14 protein-coding genes are annotated in these 18375 nt (G+C 64.3%); 6 read left to right on the top strand and 8 right to left on the bottom strand.

The window, feature by feature from the left end; translation table 11 throughout:
• The 3 genes from WA904_RS09510 to WA904_RS09500 form a co-directional block, all read left to right on the top strand.
• The coding region (locus WA904_RS09510; protein ID WP_425196878.1) for a DUF1800 domain-containing protein at nucleotides 1–1227 on the top strand (1227 nt) is incomplete at its 5' end.
• A gap of 36 nt (nucleotides 1228–1263) precedes the next feature.
• The gene (locus WA904_RS09505; RefSeq protein WP_425196877.1) at nucleotides 1264–2634 is read left to right on the top strand and encodes a DUF1501 domain-containing protein; all 1371 of its coding nucleotides are present in this window, start codon (nucleotides 1264–1266) and stop codon (nucleotides 2632–2634) included.
• A 66-nt stretch (nucleotides 2635–2700) separates the two neighbouring features.
• Nucleotides 2701–3519: an NUDIX hydrolase gene (locus WA904_RS09500; protein WP_425196876.1), complete on the top strand. Its 819-nt coding sequence runs from the start codon at nucleotides 2701–2703 to the stop codon at nucleotides 3517–3519.
• 124 nt (nucleotides 3520–3643) lie between these two features.
• Here WA904_RS09500 and WA904_RS09495 read toward each other — a convergent pair whose 3' ends face one another.
• The 5 genes from WA904_RS09495 to WA904_RS09475 all read right to left on the bottom strand — a co-directional run bounded on the left by WA904_RS09495 (nucleotide 3644) and on the right by WA904_RS09475 (nucleotide 11267).
• The gene (locus tag WA904_RS09495) at nucleotides 3644–4864 is read right to left on the bottom strand and encodes a multidrug effflux MFS transporter (RefSeq protein ID WP_425196875.1); all 1221 of its coding nucleotides are present in this window, start codon (nucleotides 4862–4864) and stop codon (nucleotides 3644–3646) included.
• 18 nt (nucleotides 4865–4882) lie between these two features.
• Entirely contained in the window at nucleotides 4883–6547 is a 1665-nt protein-coding gene (locus WA904_RS09490; RefSeq protein WP_425196874.1) for a Na/Pi cotransporter family protein, read from the bottom strand.
• A 261-nt stretch (nucleotides 6548–6808) separates the two neighbouring features.
• The gene (lspA, locus tag WA904_RS09485; RefSeq protein WP_425196873.1) at nucleotides 6809–7306 is read right to left on the bottom strand and encodes a signal peptidase II; all 498 of its coding nucleotides are present in this window, start codon (nucleotides 7304–7306) and stop codon (nucleotides 6809–6811) included.
• Nucleotides 7306–10125 (bottom strand): isoleucine--tRNA ligase, encoded by a 2820-nt coding sequence (gene ileS / locus WA904_RS09480; protein WP_425196872.1) that lies wholly within the window; start codon nucleotides 10123–10125, stop codon nucleotides 7306–7308. Before ileS ends, lspA begins: the two co-directional genes overlap by 1 nt.
• A 107-nt stretch (nucleotides 10126–10232) precedes the next feature.
• Nucleotides 10233–11267: a bifunctional riboflavin kinase/FAD synthetase gene (locus WA904_RS09475; RefSeq protein ID WP_425196871.1), complete on the bottom strand. Its 1035-nt coding sequence runs from the start codon at nucleotides 11265–11267 to the stop codon at nucleotides 10233–10235.
• Nucleotides 11268–11442: 175 nt separating this feature from the next.
• Between WA904_RS09475 and WA904_RS09470 the strand changes: the two genes are divergently transcribed.
• Nucleotides 11443–12000, top strand: a complete 558-nt coding sequence (locus WA904_RS09470) for an HNH endonuclease (RefSeq protein WP_425196870.1) — start codon at nucleotides 11443–11445, stop codon at nucleotides 11998–12000.
• Nucleotides 12001–12530: 530 nt separating this feature from the next.
• On the opposite strand, the gene WA904_RS09465 is transcribed toward WA904_RS09470, so the two are convergent.
• The 3 genes from WA904_RS09465 to WA904_RS09455 all read right to left on the bottom strand — a co-directional run bounded on the left by WA904_RS09465 (nucleotide 12531) and on the right by WA904_RS09455 (nucleotide 16409).
• Nucleotides 12531–13907, bottom strand: coding sequence for an alpha/beta fold hydrolase (locus WA904_RS09465; RefSeq protein ID WP_425196882.1), 1377 nt, complete (start codon nucleotides 13905–13907; stop codon nucleotides 12531–12533).
• A 166-nt stretch (nucleotides 13908–14073) separates the two neighbouring features.
• On the bottom strand, nucleotides 14074–15189 hold the full coding sequence (locus tag WA904_RS09460; protein ID WP_425196869.1) for an acyl-CoA dehydrogenase family protein: 1116 nt from the start codon (nucleotides 15187–15189) through the stop codon (nucleotides 14074–14076).
• Between the two features lie 38 nt (nucleotides 15190–15227).
• Complete coding sequence (locus tag WA904_RS09455) at nucleotides 15228–16409, bottom strand: acyl-CoA dehydrogenase family protein (protein ID WP_425196868.1); 1182 nt, start codon at nucleotides 16407–16409, stop codon at nucleotides 15228–15230.
• A 155-nt stretch (nucleotides 16410–16564) separates the two neighbouring features.
• Between WA904_RS09455 and WA904_RS09450 the strand changes: the two genes are divergently transcribed.
• Together WA904_RS09450 and purN are read left to right on the top strand one after the other, a co-directional pair.
• The gene (locus WA904_RS09450) at nucleotides 16565–17749 is read left to right on the top strand and encodes an MFS transporter (RefSeq protein ID WP_425196867.1); all 1185 of its coding nucleotides are present in this window, start codon (nucleotides 16565–16567) and stop codon (nucleotides 17747–17749) included.
• A gap of 21 nt (nucleotides 17750–17770) precedes the next feature.
• Complete coding sequence (gene purN, locus WA904_RS09445) at nucleotides 17771–18367, top strand: phosphoribosylglycinamide formyltransferase (RefSeq protein ID WP_425196866.1); 597 nt, start codon at nucleotides 17771–17773, stop codon at nucleotides 18365–18367.
• Nucleotides 18368–18375 lie beyond the last annotated feature (8 nt).

The raw sequence follows: 18375 nt of genomic DNA, 5'->3' as shown, positions 1-18375 counted from the left end.
CAGATCGACGAGGCGCACGCTGCCAGCCGGCGCCCGCCCCACATTCCCGCCGAGCTGGCGCGTTTCAATGCGCCGCTGGGCGACATCGTGCGCGATTTCCAGGCCGAACGCGAAGCGCGCAAAACCCTGCGCGAGCAGACCACGCCCGCGGCCATGCCGGCAGCCGGCGGCGGGCAACCCTTCAGCCGGGAGATGGCGCAAAGCGCCGCGGCCTGGCGGTTGATGGCCTGCAGCGACCCGGCCATTGAGAACCCGCTGCTGGCCCGCATGACCGAGTTCTGGTTCAACCACCTCAATGTGTTTGCCGGCAAGGGCGTGGTGCGGCCATTTGTCGGCCACTATGTCGTCAACGTGATCCGGCCCAACGCCCTGGGCCGTTTTGAAGACCTGCTGCTGGCCAGCGCGCAGCATCCGGCCATGCTGCTCTACCTCGACCAGGCACAGAGCAACAGCCGGGGCCTCAATGAAAACTACGCACGCGAGCTCATGGAGCTGCACACGCTGGGTGTGAATGGCGGCTACACGCAGAACGACGTGCGCGAACTGGCCCGCATTCTCACCGGCTGGACCGTGAACCTGCGGGGTGGCGAAGGCTTCCGTTTTGCCGAACGCCTGCATGACCGCGGGGACAAGACCCTGCTGGGCCGCAGCTACGCTGACCGGGGCATGGCCGAAGGCGAGGAAGCCATACGCTTTCTGGCGCGCCATCCGGCCACGGCGCGAAGGATAGCGACGCGCCTGGCGGGGTTTTTTGTAGCCGACAAGCCGACTCCGGCATTGGTGGACAGGCTCAGCAAGACCTTCCTGGCCACGCAGGGCGATATTCGCGCGGTCATGCGCACGCTGGTGGCTGCGCCCGAGTTCTGGGCCGCGGACCAGCAGCTTTTCAAGACCCCGCTGGACTACGCCTGCTCGGCGCTGACGGTGGCGGGTGGCGCGAAGGAGCGGCGCGACATCGTGCAGACCCTGGGTTTTCTGACACAGGCCGGCCAGCCCATGCACGGCTGGCAGACACCCGACGGCTACAAGACCGATGCCGCGACCTGGCTGGCCCCCGAGGCCCTGACCCGGCGCGCCGACTACGCCATGGGCCTGGCGCGGCACATGCCCGAGCCCGCTTACCTGAATGTCTTCCTGAGCCCTGCCACACGCGAGCGCATCGCCCGCGAGGCAGCGCCCCTGCATACCGGCCTGATGCTGGCCAGTCCCGACTTCATGCGCAAGTAAAAAGTAAGAACCAAGCCCGACCCGAGGAGATCTTTCATGCCTTCCAACCCGCCTTCGGAACCGGACCACTTGCGCCGCCGCAGCCTGCTCGGCCTGGGCGTGCTGTCGGCCTTGCCCTTGAGCACCGGCGTCTGGGCACAGCCCCTGCCCGGCGGCACAGCTGCGCTCGACGGTGGGCGCCTGGTGGTGGTGTTCCTGCGCGGTGCTTATGACGGCCTGTCAGCGCTGGTGCCGTATGCCGACCGCGACTACCACGCGCTGCGGCCCAACATTGCCATTGCCGCGCCTGATGGCGGCACACAAACCGCCCTGCGTCTGGACAACACTTTTGCGCTGCATCCGGCGCTGGGCCCCTTGCTGCCGCTGTGGCAGCAGGGCGTGTTCGGTTTTGTGCCCGCCGCCGGCCTGCCGGCGCCGAACCGCTCGCACTTTGACGCGCAGTACCAGATGGAAATTGCGCAGCCCGGCAAAACCAGCAGCGCCCCGGGCTGGCTCAACCAGGTGGCCAGCTTGCGCACGGGGCCTGCGGCGGCGCTGGGTGTGGGCGAAGCCAACCCCGCCATCCTCAGCGGGCCGGCCGCCGTCAAGCTGATTCCGCGCGGACAGGCTGCCGCGCGTACCGGCGTGCTGGCCAACGACAAAATGCGCCAGGCGCTGCTGGACCTGTACGCCGGCGACGACAACATCAGCCAGGCCTTTCGCCAGGGCGCGGGCAGCCGCCTGCAGAGCGCGCAGGAACTCAGCGCCGAAAAAGCCGCAGCGGACGGCCGGCGCAACGCCCTGGCCGCCGAAGGCCCCCGCATGATGGACCGCCAGCTGGACCGGGACGGTACGCCCGCCAGCACCCAGGCCCAGACAGCGCAAATGCTCGCCGCCAGCAATGGCGCACCCGACCCGGTGGGCCTGCAGCTCGATGCGCAGCACCTGGGGACCCTGATGCGCAATGACCGCAGCCTGCGCCTGGGCTTCCTGTCGGCCGGCGGCTGGGACACCCATGCCAACCAGGGCGCGGCCACCGGCCAGCTGGCCAACAACCTGGGCAACCTGGCGCGCGGCATCCTGCAGCTGCGCCAGGATTTCTCCGGGGCCGGCGACGTGATCGTGGTGCTGAGCGAGTTCGGCCGCACCAGCGCGGAAAACGGCACACGCGGCACCGACCACGGTTTTGGCAACGCGATGTGGCTCATCGGCAACCGCGTGAACGGCGGCCGCTGGCATGGCCAGTGGACGGGCCTGGCGCGCGGCAACCTCAACGAGGGCCGCGACCTGCCGGCCCACCACGACTACCGCGCTGTGCTGGCCCAGGTGCTGCGCAGCACCTTTGCGATAGGCGATACGCAGCTGGCCAGCGTCCTGCCGGGTGCCGGCTGGGATCGCCGGCTCGACGGATTGATGGCCAAAGCCTGAGCGCTTGGAGCGCGAGGCGTTGCACGGGCAGGCAAAGTGTCATGTGCCTGCGTTTTAATACCTGCCATGGCCTTTCCCCTTCCCACCTTGGACCCCGACTATCTGCGCATCCTGCGTGCCGCTGCCATGCAGCCGCCGATGCGCCCGCGCGTGCCGCTCTGGGCGGGCGAGGCGGTGATCGGCTCGGTAGAGCCCGAATTTTTGAGTCAAATCGTGCTTCCACCCTTGTTGGACGGGCGCGAGCAGCTATTAAAAGAGGAGCGTTCTGGTGTTGTCGGCTGGCATCTGCAGGGCGAGGTGACCGCCGGACTGAACCGTTTGGCCGCCGTGCTTCATGCCATGGGGCTGGCGGGTGCCTGGCGCGACGAACAACTGGCTGTTCCCGATGCGCAGGGGCAGGTGGTGGGCACAGTGGAACGCGCAGCGGTGCGGCCGCTGGGCATCGCCACCCGGGCCGTTCACCTGGTGGGGCAGGCAACGGACGGGCGCTTCTGGGTGCAGCAGCGGGCCTTCGACAAACCCAACGACCCGGGCCTGTGGGACACGCTGGTGGGCGGCATGGTCGCCGGCACGGACACCGTGGCGACGGCGCTGGTGCGCGAAACCTGGGAGGAGGCCGGCCTGCATGTCGCCGACCTGCAGGCCGTGCGCCACGGGGGACAACTGCGCACCTGCCGGCCTGCGCGGGATGGCGGCGGTGCGGGTTACGTGGTCGAAGACATGGACTGGTACCGTTGCACCGTACCGGACGGCGTCACCCCGGTGAACCAGGATGGCGAGGTCGCGTGTTTTGCGCTGATGGACGCCCACGAGTTGCTGCAGAAGATGCAGAACCAGGAATTCACCCTCGAGGCCGCCCTGATCCAGGCCGCGCTGCTGGCATAAGCACTTCATCAGCGAGGGGACTTCTCCCTTTCAAGCAGGGGCCGCGGGTCCGGCTTTGCCGGCCCGCAGGCGCAGCGGCCCCCTCGGGGGGCAGGGAGTTACACGCAGTGAACGACCGTGGGGGCTAACTCTTGCCGATCTCCGGCCAGCGGTGGTGCAGGTACAACCAGGCCAGCAGGCCGATGCCCATCATCAACAGCGACGTTGCCGCCAGCGCCACCGTGGAGTGCATGATCAGCGGCGCGATCACGCCGGCCACGATGCCGTTGGCGGTCGAGCCGATGAAGGCCTGCAATGACGACGCCATGCCGCGCCGTTCGGGGTAGAGGTCCAGCACCAGCAGGGTCACCACTGGAACCATCAAGGCCCAGCCGAAGGCAAACACCGCAATCGGAAACAGCGCCCAGGAGACATGGGCCTTGAACAGCAGGTTGGCCGCCAGGTTGAGCACCGCAATCACCAGCATGATCACAAAGCCGTGGCGGATCTGCTGCTTGGGTGCAATCTTGCCGGCCAGGCGGCCGCTGAGCCAGGCGCCGGCCATGATGCCGGCAATCGTCAGCACGAAGAACCAGAAAAACTCCGTCGGCGCCAGACCCAGGTGCGAACCCAGGAATTCAGGCGCCGACAGCACATACAGGAACATGCCGTTGAAGGGCACGCCGCTGGCCAGCGCCAGCAGGAAAAAACGCGCGCTCGAACCGAGCTGCCAGTAGCCGCGCATCAGGTGTTTCACATTGAAGGGCTGGCGTTGCGTGATGTGCAGCGTCTCGGGCAGCAGCTTGTAATTGGCGCTCCACAGCAGCACGCCGATGCCGGTGAGGAACCAGAAAATCGCGTGCCAGTTCAGGTGCACAAACAGCCAGCCGCCGATGATGGGCGCAATCGCCGGGGCCACGCCGAAATAAATCGTCACCTGGCTCATCACCTTCTGCGCCTGGGCCGGCGGGAACATGTCGCGGATGACGGCGCGCGAGACCACGATGCCGGCACCGGTGGACAGGCCCTGCAACGCCCGGAAAAACACCAGCTGGCCTATGCTTTGCGACAGGGCGCAGCCGGCCGATGCGACGGTGAACATGGCAATGCCCCAAAGCACCACGGGCCGGCGGCCGAAGCTGTCGGACAGGGCACCGTGAAACAGGTTCATGAAGGCAAAGCCGAACAGGTAGGCCGACAGCGTCTGCTGCATCTCGACAGGCGTGGCACCCAGGGAGCGCGCAATCCCGGAGAACGCCGGAATGTAGGTGTCGATGGAAAACGGACCCAGCATGCCCAGCAGGGCCAGCAGCACCGCCAGTGCCCAGCGCGGTGCGCGCCACAGCTGGCCGGCGTCGGGATTCATCCGTGCATGCGCCGCCGGTCAGCGGGACACTGAATCACTGAAAGCACTGTGGCGCAGGCGGTTGGGCACCAGGGCGCCGGCGGAGTCGAGGATGGGGTAGGCGATGGAGCAGATGTGCGAGTTGATGCGCTTGAGGTCGCTGATCAGGTCGATGTGCAGCGAACTGGTTTCAATGCTCTGCATGGTGTTGTCGGACAGCCGGCCCAGGTGGGTGTTGGCGTAGGCGCGCTCGAGGTCGCGAAAGCGAGCCTTTTCCTCCAGCAGTTTTTTGGCGTCGCGCACATTGCCGTTGAGGAAAACGCTCATGCCCAGGCGCAGGTTGTCGAGCAGCCGCTGGTGCAGCTCGCAGATCTCGGCCATGCCGGCTTCCGAGAAATTGCGGCCGGGCTTGATCTTCTTGTCTTCGATGTCGATCAGCACGCGTTCGATGATGTCGCCGATCTGCTCCATGTTGATGGTGAAGCTGATGATGTCGGTCCAGCGCCGGCTTTCTTCCTCGCCCAGCGCCTCGCGCGAGATCTTGGTCAGGTAGTACTTGATGGCCGAATACAGCTCGTCCACGGTGTCGTCCATCTTGCGCAGGTCTTCGGCCAGCCGCAGATCGTTGCGGCGCATGACTTCCAGCACACCGATCAGCATGCTCTCGACCACATCGGCCTGGTGCAGGGCTTCGCGGGCAGCGCAGGAGATGGCCAGCGAGGGGGTGGACAGCGCGGTCGGATCCAGGTGGTGCGGCCGTCCGCCGGCACCGCCCTTGACGGGTCGCGGCAGGAATTTTTCCACCCAGCGTGCCACCACCTGCGTCCAGCCGATAAAAGCGATGCCCACGGCCAAGTTGAACATCAGGTGAAACAGCACCACCATGGTGGCCGTGTCACCGAGGTAGGGCGGCACATGGCGCAGCCACAGGCCGGCAAAAGGCGCAGCAGCAGCCACGCCAAGCAGCTTGAAGACCAGGTTGCCCATCGGCACCTGCCGTACTTCAATGGCTGAGCGCGCGGTGGTCAGTACTGCCAGCAGGCCGCTGCCCAGGTTGGCGCCCAGCACCAGCCCCAGCGCCACGTCCGGCGGAATCACGCTGGAGGCCGCCAGGGTGGCGGTCAGCAGCACGATGGCCAGGCTGGAGTAGGACACCACGGACAACACGGCGCCGACGGTGATTTCGAGCAGCAGGTCGCTGCTCAAGGTGCCCAGCAAAGCCTTGACAGCCGCGTTGGAGGTCAGCACCGTGGTGGAGTCGGTGACCAGGCGCAGTGCCAGCAGCATCAGCCCCAGTCCGATCAGGACGCGGCCGAAGCGCCCGACATTGGTGGACTGGCGCGAGATGAACAGCACCACACCGGTGAAAATGAACAGCGGCGACAGCCAGGACAGGTCAAAGGAAAAAACCACCGCCATCAGGCTGGTGCCGATGTCGGCGCCCAGCATCACCGCCAGCGCCAGCGGCAACGCGATCAGCCCCTGGCCGACAAAGGAAGAAACAATCAGCGAAGTGGCCGTGCTGGACTGCACCAGCGCGGTCACCCCCAGGCCCGACAGCGCGGCATTGAAGCGGTTGCTGATGCTGCGCGACAGCACGTGGCGCAGATTGGCCCCGAACACGCGCAGGATGCCGGTTCGAACCAGGTGGGTGCCCCAGACCAGCAGCGCTATGGCTGCCAGTAAATTCAACAAATGCTTCATAAAGTCAGAGGGCCACTATAGCCTGACTGTGGGCCACCTCAAAAAAAAGAGAGCAGCGCAGTGAGCAAGCGTTGGGGCTCTTCAGACCAGCCGGGGCCGCGGATCTGGCTTTGCCAGTCCGCAGGCGCAGCGCCCCCGAGGGGCTGAAGCCTGCGGCTCCAAAGCTGCTTGAGCAGCTTTGGACAGGCGACAGAAGCGAAGCCTCTGGCGAGCGGCGGCCTGCAAGGCCTCGCGTATTACACGAAGTGAAAAGCGTGGGGGCTAAGATTTCCTTACTCGCAGCAGCTCGTCCAGGATGAGGCAGACCGCACCTATGGTGATGGCGCTGTCGGCTACGTTGAAGGCCGGGAAATGCCAGCCGCCGTAATGGAAGTCCAGAAAGTCCACCACATAGCCATGCAGCAGGCGGTCGATCACATTGCCGACTGCGCCGCCCAGGATGCAGGCCAACGCAAAGGAGAACAGCTTTTGCCCGGCATGGGACTTGAGCATCCACAGGATGAACAGCGCCGCGGCCACACCAATGGCGGTGAAGAGCCAGCGCTGCCAGCCCGCGGCGGAAGCCAGGAAGGAAAAAGCGGCACCGGTGTTGTGCGCCCGCACTATGTTGAAAAAACTCGTCACGTAGGTGGCGTCACCCAGGCGGTAAGAGCCCAGGATCAGCACCTTGGTGAGCTGGTCGGCAATCAGGAGGATCAGCGCCAGGCCCAGCCAGGGCAACAGGCTGGGGGAGGTGGTTCCGAAGGTGGTTTTGGCCATCAGGCGTACTTTCTGGCTTCGCCTGCGCCAAACAGGTTGCTGGTGCAGCGGCCGCAGATCGTGGGGTGCGCAGCGTCGTGGCCGACGTCCTCGCGGTAATGCCAGCAGCGTTCGCATTTGACGGAAGAACTGGCCTGAACCCCTATGGATTGTGCACTTCCAGCTACTAAATCGATAGCGGATGTGATGAAGACGAATTTCAGGTCGTCTCCCAGGCTGGCCAGCAGTGCATGGTCGTTGGCGGGCACTTCCAGCCTGACATGGGCCTGCAGGGACGAGCCGACCTTTCCTTCGGCACGCAGGGCTTCGATGTCCTTGTTGACCGCGTCACGCAACTCGCGGATACGGCCCCACTTGGCCAGCAGCGCCTCATCGGGCGCGCCCAGGTCTGCATAGGTTTCCATGAAGATGGATTCCGAACTGCCGGCCACCTTCCAGGCTTCCTCGGCCGTGAAGCTCAGGAAAGGCGCCATCCAGCGCAGCATGGCATGCGTGATCTGGTGCAGCGCGGTTTGTGCGCTGCGCCTGGCCAGCGACTTGGGCGCCGTGGTGTAGAGCCGGTCTTTCAGGATGTCGAGGTAGAAGGAGCCCAGGTCTTCGCTGCAATAGATCTGCAGCTTCGAGACCACCGGGTGGAATTCATAGACCTCGTAATGCGCCAGGATGTCGGCCTGCAGCTGCGCCGCCCGGCTCAGCGCGTAACGGTCGATCTCCAGCATCTGCTCCAGCGGCACGGTGTCTTTGGCCGGGTCGAAGTCGCTGATGTTGGCCAGCAGAAACTTCAGCGTGTTGCGCACGCGACGGTAGGTGTCCACCACGCGCGCGAGGATCTTGTCGTCGCCGGCGATGTCGCCCGAGTAATCACTGGCGGCCACCCACAGGCGGATGATCTCGGCGCCCAGCTTCTTGCTGGTCTCCTGCGGATCGACGCCGTTGCCCTGCGACTTGCTCATCTTGCGGCCCTGGCTGTCCACCGTGAAGCCGTGGGTCAGCAGGCCTTTGTAGGGGGCATGGTCGTACATGGCACAGGCGGTCAGCAGCGAGCTGTGGAACCAGCCGCGGTGCTGGTCGTGGCCCTCGAGGTACAGGTCGGCCGGCCAGGTGGACTGCGCCGCATGGCTTTTCTGCAGCACGGTGTAGTGCGTGGTGCCGGAGTCGAACCAGACGTCCAGGATGTCGTTGCTCTTGGTATAGAACTCGGCGTCCGCGCCGATCAGCGACTCGGCTGTGGCCTTGCTCCAGGCCTCGATGCCGCCTTGTGCCACCATCCCGGCGGCCGTGTCCAGCAGTTCCATGGTGCGCGGGTGCAGCTCGCCGGTGGCGGTGTGGATGAAAAACGGCAGCGGCACGCCCCAGTTGCGCTGGCGCGAGATGCACCAGTCAGGCCGGCCGGCGATCATGTCGCGCAATCGTACCTTGCCGTTTTCCGGGTAGAAACTGGTTTCCTCGATGGCCTTGAGCGCGAGCTGGCGCAGAGTCTGGGGCGCCTTGTCCTTCGTGAACACACCTTCGCCTTCGTCCATGCGGATGAACCACTGGGCCGCGGCGCGGTAGATCACCGGCGTCTTGTGGCGCCAGCAATGCGGGTAGCTGTGGGTGATGGTCTCGGTGGCAAACAGGCGGCCGGCGTCGCGCAGCGCGTCGATGACCAGCGGTGCGGCTTTCCAGATGTTGAGCCCGCCGAACAGCGGCAGCTCGTCCACATAACGGCCGTGGGCCTGCACCGGGTTCAGGATGTCGTCCACGGCGATGCCGTTGGCGATGCAGGAGTTGAAGTCTTCCACGCCGTAAGCGGGCGAGGAGTGCACGATACCCGTGCCGTCGTCCGCGGTGGCGTAGTCGGCCAGGAACACCGGGCTGAAACGCCGGTAACCCTCGTTGACCTCATAAAACGGGTGCATGAAGTTGAGCCGCGCCAGGTTTTTGCCTTCGGTCGTGGCCAGCACCGTGCCCGTGAGCTGGTAACGCTCCAGGCACTTTTCCACCAGCGAAGCAGCCAGCAGCAGGATGCCGCGTTCGGTATCGACCAGCGCGTACTCCAGCTCGGGGTTCAGGTTGAGCGCCTGGTTGGCCGGGATGGTCCAGGCGGTGGTGGTCCAGATCACGGCATAGGCATCCTTGGCCAGGCTTTTCAGGCCGAAGGCTGCGGCGAGCTTGTCCGGCTCGGCGCACTTGAAGCCGACGTCCAGCGTCTGTGATTTCTTGTCGGCGTATTCGATCTCGAACTCGGCCAGCGAGGAGCCGCAGTCAAAACACCAGTACACCGGTTTCAGGCCGCGGTAGACAAAGCCGCGTTCCATGATGCGTTTGAGCGCGCGGATCTCGTCGGCCTCGTTGCCGGGGTTCATGGTCAGGTAGGGGTTGTCCCATTCGCCGAGCACGCCCAGGCGCTTGAAGTCTTCCTTTTGTAGCGCGATCTGCTCGGTCGCGTAGGCGCGGCTTTTGGCCTGCACCTCGTCGCGGCTGAGCTTGCGGCCAAATGTTTTCTCGATCTGGTTCTCGATCGGCAGGCCGTGGCAGTCCCAGCCCGGCACGTAGATGGCGTCCAGGCCCTTGAGCTGGCGCGCCTTGACGATCATGTCCTTCAGGATCTTGTTGACGGCGTGGCCCATGTGGATCTGGCCGTTAGCATAGGGCGGGCCGTCGTGCAGCACAAACTTCGGTTTGCCGGCACGCACGTCGCGCAGCTTTTTATAAATGCCTTTTTCATCCCACTCTTTCACCCAGCCCGGCTCGCGCTTGGGCAGGTCGCCGCGCATGGGGAAGGGTGTGTCGGGCAGGTTGAGGGTGCTGCGGTAGTCGGTTTTGGTGTCGGACATGGGATGCTTTTGTTGAGGCGGCCTGATCGGGCCAAGCCGCCGGAAATGCGGGACAGGAAAAAAGCTGTTCGCCCTGAAAGGGGCGGGGCCAGAGGCGACGAGATCGTCTAAATTCGGTCGCGTGTGGTCTGGCGGCTGGTTTCCGTGTGCATGGAGGCTGAAAACGACTTCGATGCCTCGGCAAAAAACGCCCGTGCATCGTCGCAGTCCCTGGTGATGCCCGCCTTGAGGCTTTCCAGACTGTCGTATTTCAGTTCGTCGTGCAGTTTGTGTAGCAGTTCCACGCGAATGATTTTACCGTATGCCTCCTCGGCACCCAGGGAGGCCGGCCAGGCCAGGCAATGGGTTTCCAGCAGCACCCGCCCGCCGTTGACGTCATCCGGGTCCAGCGAAGGCCGGATGCCCAGGTTGGCCACCCCCGGCAGGGGCTGGTCCGACAGGCCGAACACCTGCACCGCAAAAATGCCGCTGGCCGCCGGTTTCCAGTGGGAAAAGCGCAGGTTGAGCGTGCGAAACCCGAGTTCGCGCCCCAGCTTGCGGCCATGCACCACATGACCTGAAATGCTGTAAGGCCGGCCCAGCAGGCTGGCCACGCGGGTCATCTGGCCCTGCCCCAGGGCTTCACGCACCGCCGAGCTCGAGACGCGTGTGTTGCTCACTTCATAACTGTTCATGCGGGCCACATCGAACCCCAGGCGCTCCCCGGCCGCGTCCAGCATGGCGTAGTCGCCGGCGCGTTTGGCGCCAAAGCGGAAGTCGTCACCCACCAGCACGTAACGCACCCCCAGTCCTTTAACCAGCACGTCCTCGATGAACGCCTCTGCCGGCTGGGAAGCCAGCTGCGCATTGAAGGGCAGCACCACACACTGGTCGATGCCGCAGTTCGCCAGCTCCGTCAGCTTGTCGCGCAGCGTGGCAATACGCGCCGGCGCCAGCTCGGGTTTGCGCGCCACCGCGGCAAAGTAGTCGCGCGGATGCGGCTCGAAACTCATCACGCAGCTGGGAATGCCCCGGTGCTGCGCCTCGTTTTTCAGCAGCGCCAGCATGGCCTGGTGGCCGCGGTGCACGCCATCGAAATTGCCGATGGTCAGCGCGCACTGCGCCGCAAGCTGGGGGTGGTGGTAGCCGCGGAAAACCTTCATTGCGAAACCTTCATGCCGCCAATTATCGTTTTAATAGCGCCTCGAGTCGGTTCGATGGGGGCTGCAGGCCTGAAAAGGGCTGATGCCCCGGCTTTGTCATGAATTCGCTGTATATTGAGGTCTCAAGCAGTTTGAGTCCGGTTTCCATGCGTTTTTTTAAATGTTGGAGGTTCGTTTGAAGGTCTTGAAGCTCTCAGCCCAGGGGTTGCCACAGTCGTGGATCAGCCTCGAACAAGCCGTGTTGCACTATGCATCGGATGAAGTGCGCTGGGAGATGGGTGCGCAGGTGGCCGTGTTTCACGGCGGCCACAACGCCATCACTGGCAACCAGTCCATTATCACCATCAACAGCATCATCGGCACCAAGGGCGTGCCCAACATCAACCCCTTCAACCTCAAGCCGGGCCTGACCAACGGCAAGCTGTTTGCCCGTGACCGCAATGTCTGCGCCTACTGCGGCGACCATTTCCACGAAGAAGACCTGACCCGCGAACACATCATTCCATTTGCACAAAACGGCATTGATACCTGGATGAATGTGGTCACCGCCTGCCGTGCCTGCAACCACCGCAAGAGCAGCCGCACGCCCGAACAGGCGCACATGCCGTTGCTCTACACCCCGTATGTTCCCAGTCTCTGGGAAGACTTCATCCTGCGCAACCGCCGCATCCTGGCGGACCAGATGGAGTTTCTGATGGCGCATGTGCCCAGGACTTCGCGGCTGCTGGTTTGAGTTTGGCAGTCCGGGCCTCCCAGCTCCTTCAGCACGTCTGACCGCTGCAAAAAAATAGAAATCAGTTGCAGCCATGTGAATGACCCATGCAGGTGCTAAGTGAATCGCTGGAACATCCCCGTATGGCTGGAAGAAGAAGTCCTTGCGCGAGATTCATCATGCGTCTATTGCAGAGTCGACTTTTCGCTTCCGGCTACATTGCGCGGGGCCAAGCCATCCTGGGAGCACATCGTCAATGACGCAAAGATCGTCACTCGCCAAAACATCGCCAGATGCTGCATGTCATGCAACGCAAGTAAGGGCGCAAAAGATTTGCGGGCTTGGCTTGCGTCAGACTATTGCAGACGCAAAGCCATAGGCGAATTTTCCGTTGCCCGGGTTGTGCGAGAAGCGCTGTCAACTTCTCCGTCCCACGCAGGCGCCTGATCCGCTCGGGTCCAATGCCAAATCACTCGCATCAACCTGGCCGAAACCCCTCTCTCGCTGTTGGCAGTCTTTTGAGCCTCTGAGCCGGCAAGCTCTTCAAAAACTCAGTAAGTCAGCTCCAACACCACCAGGTGCCCATCCGCCATCGGCCAGGTCCGGCCAGTGATCTTTTCGCCATTGAACTCGGCTGCAATCGGGCGACTGTCGTCCTGGCTCAGGTTGATTTTGGAACTGGACACGCCGGCACCGGCGGGCGGCACGCCCGGCAGGGCCTTGCCGTCGAATGACATCTTGTCGCGGGTCGCGTCGAAGTAGCCGCGTGGCCGCGTCAGCGTGGTACTGGATTTTGCGCTCTTGTCGGCCTCGGCGGGACGGTCTGCGCGCAGGTGGATGATGTTGCTGGAGCGCGGGAAGGGGCTGCGGTAGATGTGGGTGGTTGCATAACCCGGCGCACTGACGACAAATTCATATTGCATGCCAGGCTGTGCGGTGAACGGCCCCCAGAGGCCGTCGGCGCCCACCGTTCTGCTGTGCACGGCGTTGCCCAGACGTGCACCGGTGGCGGCGTCGGTGGCGTAGACCGCCAGTTGCGCGCCCGGTAGCGGCAGGTTGTTCGAATAGTTGCCCGAAGCCGGGTCGGTGGGCCGCAGGCCCAAGCCGGTGATCTTGCCGTTCAGCACCACCGGTGTTTCAGGCTGGATGGTGCGTGCCTGCGCGGACTTGCCGGTAATGAAGCGGTAGGTGGCTTCGAACGCTGCCGGCGAAAAAGAAGTCTCGCGGTGGTCAACCCGCGGCAACACGGTGTTGGTGGCGCCCTTGAGCGCCGGCCCTTCGAAAGTGACGTTGGTGGGTGTGCCTTTCGCGCCTATCCACACGCCGTCGGGTTGGGCAAATTTATCGTTGTTGTCCGAACGCAGCGTGAGCCACTTGACCGGGCCGCTCACCTCGTCGCCGGCGGCGTTTTTCGGGGCGTTGAGCCGGGTCAGGAAAGGACCGGTACCGGAAAACTCATTGGCTTCGCGGAAACCCTTGATGGCCCAGACGCCATGGTTGGGCGTGCCGCCCAGGATGGCATGGCTCACGCGCGCTGCGCCGTCACCGTTCTGGATGTAGTTGCGTATGGCGTTGCCGCCGCGCGAGTTGCCCATCAGCACCACCTGGCGGGCGCCGGTGGCCTGCAGCACTTTCTCGACTTCCGCCTTCAGGTAGGCCATGTGTTCCGCGGTTGAGGTGCGGCCCGGCTGGGCCTTGCCATCATCGTCGCGCGCCAGCGGGTAGGGCAGGTCGATGGCATGCAGGCGTTCGCGCGGCCAGCCGTTGGACTCGAAGCGCCACACCGTGCTTTGCCAGATGGAGGCGGAGTCGCCGTTGCCGTGCACAAACACGATAGGCGGGTGCTGCTCGGCTGTGGGTGTTGTGGCGCAACCGGCCAGAACCAGGCCGGTGGCGGCGAGCACAAGAAGAAGGCGGCGGTGCAACATCATGGTTTGTCTCCCAATGGTTCTAACAAGGGCTGGTGATTAATCGGCAGAGCTTAGTTCTCAAGACAAGCAGGGGCCGCGGATCTGGCTTTGCCAGTCCGCAGGCGCAGCGGCCCCCTCGGGGGGCAGCGCAGTACGCGAAGCGACAAGCGTGGGGGCCACATTCCTAGGCGAAGACGCCGGCGGTTTCCTGCATGCGGGACGAGACTTCACCCAGATGGTGCAGGGTGTCGCCAAAACTCATTTCCATCTGTGTCAGCCGCTTGAAGTAGTGGCTCACGATGTATTCGTCGGTCACGCCGATGCCGCCGTGCAGCTGCACAGCCTGCTGGCCGATGAACCGCATGGAGACACCGAGCTGGTACTTCGCGCGGGCCATGGCGGCGCGGCGTTCCGAGGCCGGGGCGTTGAGTTTGAGCGAGGCGTAATAACTCATGGAGCGGGCCAGCTCCAGCTGCATCTTCATGTCGGCCACGCGGTGCCGCAGCGCCTGGAAGCTGCTGATCACCACGCCGAACTGCTTGCGCGTGTTCATGTACTCGACGGTAATGGCCAGGGTTTTGTCCATCACGCCGACGGCTTCGGCGCAGGTGGCGGCGATGCCGATGTCTGTGGCATGCTCCAGCGCGGCCAGGCCGTCCAGGGTGATCAGGCTGGCGGGCGCATTGTTGAGCAGCACTTCGGCTGCGCGGCCGCCGTCCTGCGTGCCATAGCCGCGGGTAGTCACGCCGGCTGCCGTGCGCTCCACCAGGAACAGCGCGATCTTGCCCTGGACCTGCGCCGGCACAAGGAAGGCGTCGGCCATGTCGCCGGCGGGCACTATGCTTTTGGTAGCTGTCAGCGCCCAGCCTGTTTCGGCTTGGGCCGCTTTTGCCTCACAAATGTCGAGCCTGTAGCGGGCAGCCCGTTCCTGCGAAGCCAGCACCACCAAAGCTTCGCCGCCCGCAATTTTCGGCAGCCAGGCAGCTTGGACATCGGCCGGTGCATAGCCGGACAACACGGCGCCGGCAATCAGCGTCTGGGCCAGGGGCTCGAGCACGATGCCGCGGCCGAGTTCTTCCATGACGACCATGCCCTCCACCGGGCCCATGCCCATGCCGCCATCGTCCTCGGGGATGTACAGGCCGGCCAGGCCGAGTTCGGCCAGCTGGCTGTAGGCCTCGCGCGCGAAACCGCCCGCTTTGGCAATGCCGCGGCGGCGCTCGAAGTCATATCCCTTGTCGACCCACTTGCGCACTGCGTCGCGCAGCTGTTCCTGGTCGTCGGTGAAATCAAAATCCATGCTGATGCTCCAAATTTTTGAGGTTGCGCAGTGGGCTTTCAGCCCAGAACGAACTGCGAGACGATGTTGCGCTGCACTTCATTGGAGCCGCCGTAGATCGTGGTCTTGCGCAGGTTGAAGTAGGTCGAGGCCAGCGGCGCGTCGCCCGGCAGGCCGCCGGGGAAGTCGCCCTGCCAGCCGGCTTCCATGGCTTCCTCGATGAAGGGCAGGCTGAAGGGGCCGGCGGCCAGCATCATGAGTTCGCTGTAGCGCTGCTGGATCTCGCTGCCGCGGATTTTCAGCAGGCCGGCGATGTCCAGCGAGTTTTTGCCGGACTTTTCGGCGGAGAGCACGCGCAGCACCAGCATTTCCAGGGCCACCACATCCACTTCCATCTTGGCGATTTCGTCGCGAAAGCGCGCGTCTTCGTAAACACCTTCGACCTTGGCAATGCGCTTGAGGCGCTCGAGCTCGCGCTTGGCGCGGTTCACGTCGGCAATGTTGGTGCGCTCGTGGCTGAGCAGGTGTTTGGCGTAGGTCCAGCCCTTGTTTTCCTCACCAATCAGGTTCTCCGCAGGCACTTCGACGTTGTCGAACCAGACTTCGTTAACTTCAGCCTCGCCGTCCAGCAGCACGATGGGGCGCACGGTGACGCCGGGTGACTTCATGTTGATCAGCAAAAAGGAGATGCCGGTTTGCGGCTTGCCTTCGGTGCTGGTGCGCACCAGGCAGAAGATCCACTCGCCATACTGGCCCAGCGTGGTCCAGGTCTTCTGGCCGTTGACGATGTATTTGTCGCCCTTGCGTTCGGCCTTGCACTTCACCGACGCCAGGTCCGAGCCGGAACCCGGTTCGCTATAACCCTGGCTCCACCACACTTCGCCACTGGCAATGCCGGGCAGGAAGCGGTTTTGCTGCTCGGGGCTGCCGAAAGCCATGATCACCGGCGCCACCATCACCGGGCCGAAGGGCACGACACGCGGTGCGCCGGCCAGTGCGCATTCTTCTTCGAACAGATGTTTTTGCACGGCGTTCCAGCCCGGGCCGCCAAACTCCTTGGGCCAGCCGTGGCCCAGCCAGCCTTTTTTGCCGAGGATTTTGGCCCAGCGCTGCATGTCGTCGCGCGTCAAGCGCAGGGCGTTGTGGACCTTGTGCGAAATATCGGCAGGCAGGTTGGCACCTACCCAGGCGCGTATGTCTTCGCGGAATTTCTGTTCTTCAGGGGTGAAAGCTAAATCCATGAGCTGCGTGTCTCCATCGGTGTTCTGTTGCCGCGCCATTTTTAGCACGGTCGTTCGCAATTTTATGTCCCAGTTGGGACAAATAGCGAGCGATTCCGCCTTGCAGAATTGGGCACATTCAGCCGGGTTGGCCCGCCCGGGATAATCAGCGCATCTTGCCGTCTTACCGCACCATCATCAGCGCCCTCAGTGTTGGCCAGATTCTTGTCTGGGCCGTCATGTATTACGGCTTCTCCTCCTTCGTGCTGCCCATGCAGCGCGACATGGGCTGGAGCCAGCCGGACGTCATGGGCGCCTTCACGCTGGGCCTGATGGTCTGGGGCCTGGCAACTTATGCAGTGGGGGCTGCGATTGACCGCGGGCGCGGGCGAGCGGTGCTCAGCGGCGGCGCGTTGCTCGGTGCGGCGGGTTGTACGCTCTGGTCGCAGGCACATAGCCTGCCGGTGTTCTATGCGGCCTGGGCGATTCTGGGGCTGGCCATGGCGATGACGCTGTATGAGCCGGCCTTCATGGAAGTCACCAAGCGTTTCCCGGAGCGTTACCGGCAGGGCATCACCACCATCACGCTGGTCGGCGGCTTTGCCAGCACGCTGTCGTTCCCGGCGGTGGCCTGGCTGCAGGGCCGCCTCGGCTGGCGGCCTGCACTGCTGGTGATGGCGCTGGCCTTGCTGCTGGTGGCGCCTCTGCATGCGTGGGTGCTGCGCGGTGCCTGGAAGCGCCCGCTGATGCCCGGCGCCGCACCGGTGAAAGCGGCGCAGGACCAGGCGACGCTGCGCCAGGCCATGCAGGGCCGCACCTTCTGGCTGCTGACTGCTACCTTCACCCTCTACACCTTTGCGCTGTCCACCGTGTGGGCCCACCTGATGCCGGCGTTCGAATCGCGCGGGCTCACGCAGGCCGAGGCGGTGGCCGTGATGGTCTGGTTTGGCCCGGCGCAGGTGGCGGGACGTTTTGCCTTTTTGTGGCTGGGCCGCTCGCTAAACCACCGCGCGCTGGGCTTGGCCGTGCTGGCCCTGTTTCCCCTGGCGTTGGTGCTGTTTGCGCTGGGCCGCCAGCCCGTGGTGCTGGTGGTGTTTGCCGTGCTGTTTGGCGTGGCCAACGGCCTGATCACCATCGTGCGCAGCAACATCGTGCCCGACTTCTATGGCCGTGAACACGTGGGCCGCATCAGCGGTGCCATGTCCGGCATTGCGCTGTGCACCCGCGCCGCCGCGCCTTTCCTGACCGCCTGGGCCCTGCTGGGATTGGGCGGCTACACCGGCCTGCTGTGGCTGCTGGTGGGCATGGGTGCGGCATCCCTGTTGCTGTTTGCGCTGGCCAAGCAGCCCCGGCAACCGTGATCGCGATAATCCAGAACACTTATGTCCAGCAAGACCAAAAACATCGTGATCCTGATCTCCGGCAGCGGCTCCAACATGGCCGCCATCGTCCGGGCAGCGCAGCAGCAGGATTGGCAGCAGAAGTTCGGCGCCGGCATTGCGGCGGTGATCAGCAACCGGGCAGACGCCGGCGGCCTGCAGCTGGCGCAGTCGATGGGTGTGACCACGCAGGTCCTGAGCCACCAGGCTTTTGGCTCGCGCGAAGCTTTCGACGCTGCGCTGATGGAACTGATCGATGGCTACCAGCCTGCGCTGGTGGTGCTGGCCGGTTTCATGCGCATCCTCACGCCCGGTTTTGTCAATCACTACGCCGGGCGCTTGATCAATATTCACCCGTCACTGCTGCCGGCTTTCACCGGGCTGAACACGCACCAGCGCGCAATCGACGCGGGCTGCCTGGAGGCCGGTTGCACCGTGCACCAGGTCACCGCCGAGCTCGACCACGGGCCCATCCTGGCGCAGGCGTCGGTGCCCGTGTTGCCGGGTGACACCGCTGAAACCCTGTCTGCACGCGTGCTGGTGCAGGAGCATCTTCTGTATCCGCAAGCGGTGAAGGCCTGGCTGCAGAGCCAGCCCTGAACCACTGG

This window comes from Polaromonas sp., assembly GCF_049790275.1.
Classification (GTDB): domain Bacteria; phylum Pseudomonadota; class Gammaproteobacteria; order Burkholderiales; family Burkholderiaceae_C; genus Polaromonas.
This window is presented reverse-complemented; position numbering and strand designations above follow the sequence as displayed.